The sequence below is a fragment of the Catellatospora sp. NPDC049609 genome, from assembly GCF_040675365.1.
Lineage (GTDB): Bacteria > Actinomycetota > Actinomycetes > Mycobacteriales > Micromonosporaceae > Catellatospora.
This window is the reverse complement of the sequence record NZ_JBFAOU010000135.1, coordinates 1-2,961: the sequence shown is the minus strand read 5'-3', so window position 1 is coordinate 2,961 and position 2,961 is coordinate 1. Positions and strand designations below refer to the sequence as shown.

Here is a 2,961-nt window from a genome sequence, read left to right as displayed (position 1 = left end):
AGCCCGAGCACCCCGCCCAGCCCGAGCACTTCGCCCAGCCCGAGCACCCCGCCCAGCCCGAGCACTTCGCCCAGCCCGAGCACCCCGCCCAGCCCTAGTACCTCGCCCAGCCCGAGCGCGCCGCCCGGCTCCTGCCGCGTGTCCGCCGTCATCACCGCCTGGAACACCGGCCTGGTCGAGAACCTCACCGTCACGAACACCACCAACGCCGCGATCAACGGCTGGTCCCTGGTCTTCACCCTGCCCGGCGGCCAGGTCATCACCTCCGGCTGGAACGCGGCCTACTCGCCGACCTCGGGGCAGGTGACCGCCAGGAACCTGGCCTACAACGCCGCCATCCCGGCCAACGGATCCGTCAGTATCGGCTTCCAGGCGAACCACACCGGTAACGCCGGACGGCCCACCGCATTCATCCTCAACGGCGCGACCTGCGTCATCGCCTGATCGACGCGACGACGGGGTGGGGGCGCAGCAGACCTCACCCCGTCTGCCTGGCGGTGGCCGGTAGGAGAACGGGTCTCACCGGTGCCGGAAGGGCGACAGGGTGGCGCGGATCTGCTCGGCCGCGCCCCAGTCGTCGTCGAACTGGGCCAGCACGGCAAGGTGCTGGCGAAGCTGGATGATCGGCATACGGCTCCGCCAGTCGCTGTCGAGCGAGGTCAGCTCGGCATAGGTAGCGAAGAAGCGGTGCGCTTCGGGCGGAGGTGCCGTCGTCCACACATGGGCCAGGTCGACCTCGGCCCACATATAGGACACCGCCGGGTCGATCAGCGCGGGTCGGCCATCCGCAGTGGCCAGGATGTTCTGCGCCCACAGGTCGCCGTGCGTCAGGCAGGCCGGGCGGTCCGGCAGCAGCTCGGGGAGCCGGTGGCACAGCCGCTCCAGCGCCGCCCGGTCTGCCCGGTCGAGCGCGGCGTCGACGCGGGGCTGCCCGAGCCACCGGAGCAGTCGGTGCTGTGCGAAGAACGCGAAGCCGTCGTCGTTCCAGGTGTTGACCTGGCGGTGGCGGCCCAGCCAGTTGTCGCGGTGCCATCCGAAGCGATGGTGGACGGTGCCCGTATGCAAGCGGGCGAGCAGGTGTGCGAACTGCTCCCAGAAGGTCTCGCTGCGCGGCCTGGGCCGCAGCACCGACAGCACGAGCAGGTCCCGGTCCGCCAGGAGCACCTCGGGCGTGGCCGCGCCGCCGATGTCGCGCAGGGCGGCCAGTCCCTCGGCCTCCGCGACGAAGACATCGTCGGCCGGTGGCTCGGCGAAGGACTTGACGAAGACCGGCGGTGCCTCCCGGCGGGTGGCGATGCCGGCGAGCGCCGCCTGCCCGCCCGCGGTCGGCTCGACGGTGAGGACATCGTGCATGCCGCTGCGGAGCAGGGCTTCCAGCAGCGTCGACGAGCGCATCACGACAGGCTCCTCCTTGTGCACCCGCACCGAAACTTTCGGCACTTTCGCTGGCGTCATGTCGATCACTGTAGACCGCGGTGTTGTCGCGATCTTTCTGCGTCGCAGTGAAACTGCGACGCGGGAGACGTGGTCACGGGACTGCTTCCGCGCATGGGGTGGAGTGGAGACAGCCACGGTCCGCCGGAAACTTCCGGAAGTTGTTGACAGGTCCGGTCGGACGGTCCAATACTGCGGGCATCGACGATTGTCGACTATCGACGGTCCTCGGCCGTGGCCACGACCTGGCACCCGGCCGTCGATCGGACCACGCCCACGCGCCACCGTCGCGCTCCGCTGCTCCGTGCCGGCCGCCCGCCCCAGCGGCCCCCGACAGCACCGAATCGAGTCCCGCAGCCTCGCCCGCTGGCTGCCCTTTCCCGAAGGATGCACTCGCGTGAACGATCACCCGTCCCACCCCTTGGCCCGCAGTCGCAGCCGGGTCAACGCGCTCATCGGCGGCCTCTGCGCCGTGGCGCTGGCGGCTGCCTCGATCATCGTGTCCGGTACGGCCCACGCCGAGGCCGATCGGACCATCACCTCGAACTCCACCGGCTGGCACAACGGCTTCTTCTACTCGTACTGGAAGGACAGCGGCAACGTCACCATGACGCTGGGTGCGGCCGGCCAGTACAGCGTCCAGTGGAGCAACATGAACAACACCGTCGTCGGCAAGGGCTGGAATCCCGGCTCCAGCCACACGGTGAACTACTCCGGCAGCTTCAGCCCCAACGGCAACGGCTACCTGGCGCTGTACGGCTGGACCACCAACCCGCTCATCGAGTACTACGTCGTGGAGGACTTCGGCAGTTACAACCCGAGCACGGGCACGACCCGGCTGGGTTCGGTCACCACCGATGGCGCCACGTACGACATCTACCGCACCCAGCGTGTCAACCAGCCGTCGATCATCGGCACCGCGACGTTCTACCAGTACTGGAGCGTCCGCCAGCAGCACCGGACCAGCGGCACCATCACCACTGCCAACCACTTCAACGCGTGGTCGAGGCTCGGCCTCACGCTGGGCACGCACAACTACCAGATCATGGCGACCGAGGGCTACCAGAGCAGCGGAAGCTCGACCATCACCGTCAGCGAGGGCGGGACGCCGCCCAGCCCCAGCGCGTCGGCCAGCGCCAGCCCGCGGCCGAGCCCGTCGAGCTCGCCGGGTGGCAGCGGCGGATGCCGGGTCACCAACGCGCTCAACGCGTGGAACAACGGGCTGACCGACAACATCACCATCACCAACACCGGTTCGACGGCCATCAACGGCTGGTCGCTTCGCTTCACCCTCGCCTCCGGCCAGACCATCACCTCCGGTTGGAGCGCCACCTACTCGCCGACCAGTGGCCAGGTGACCGCGACCAACGTCGGTTACAACGCCGCCATCCCGCCGGGCGGGTCCACCACGATCGGGTTCCAGGCGACCCACACCGGCAACAGCTCCGGGCCCACCGGGTTCTCCCTCAACGGCACCGCTTGCAGCTGAACCGCGCCGCTCCACCTTGGAGCGGCCCTCGGCCGGCG

At 69.5% G+C, this 2,961-nt stretch carries 3 protein-coding genes; 2 read left to right on the top strand and 1 reads right to left on the bottom strand.

Annotated elements, in window-relative coordinates; translation table 11 throughout:
* Nucleotides 1–444 (top strand): cellulose binding domain-containing protein (locus tag AB0J67_RS28935; protein ID WP_363486678.1); only part of this gene is annotated, 444 nt, incomplete at its 5' end.
* Nucleotides 445–519: 75 nt separating this feature from the next.
* Here the strand turns inward: AB0J67_RS28935 and AB0J67_RS28930 are convergent.
* Nucleotides 520–1,455, bottom strand: a complete 936-nt coding sequence (locus AB0J67_RS28930; RefSeq protein ID WP_363486676.1) for a fructosamine kinase family protein — start codon at nt 1,453–1,455, stop codon at nt 520–522.
* A 376-nt stretch (nt 1,456–1,831) separates the two neighbouring features.
* Here AB0J67_RS28930 and AB0J67_RS28925 point away from each other — a divergent pair, with 376 nt between their 5' ends.
* Entirely contained in the window at nt 1,832–2,923 is a 1,092-nt protein-coding gene (locus AB0J67_RS28925; protein WP_363486674.1) for a glycoside hydrolase family 11 protein, read from the top strand.
* Nucleotides 2,924–2,961 lie beyond the last annotated feature (38 nt).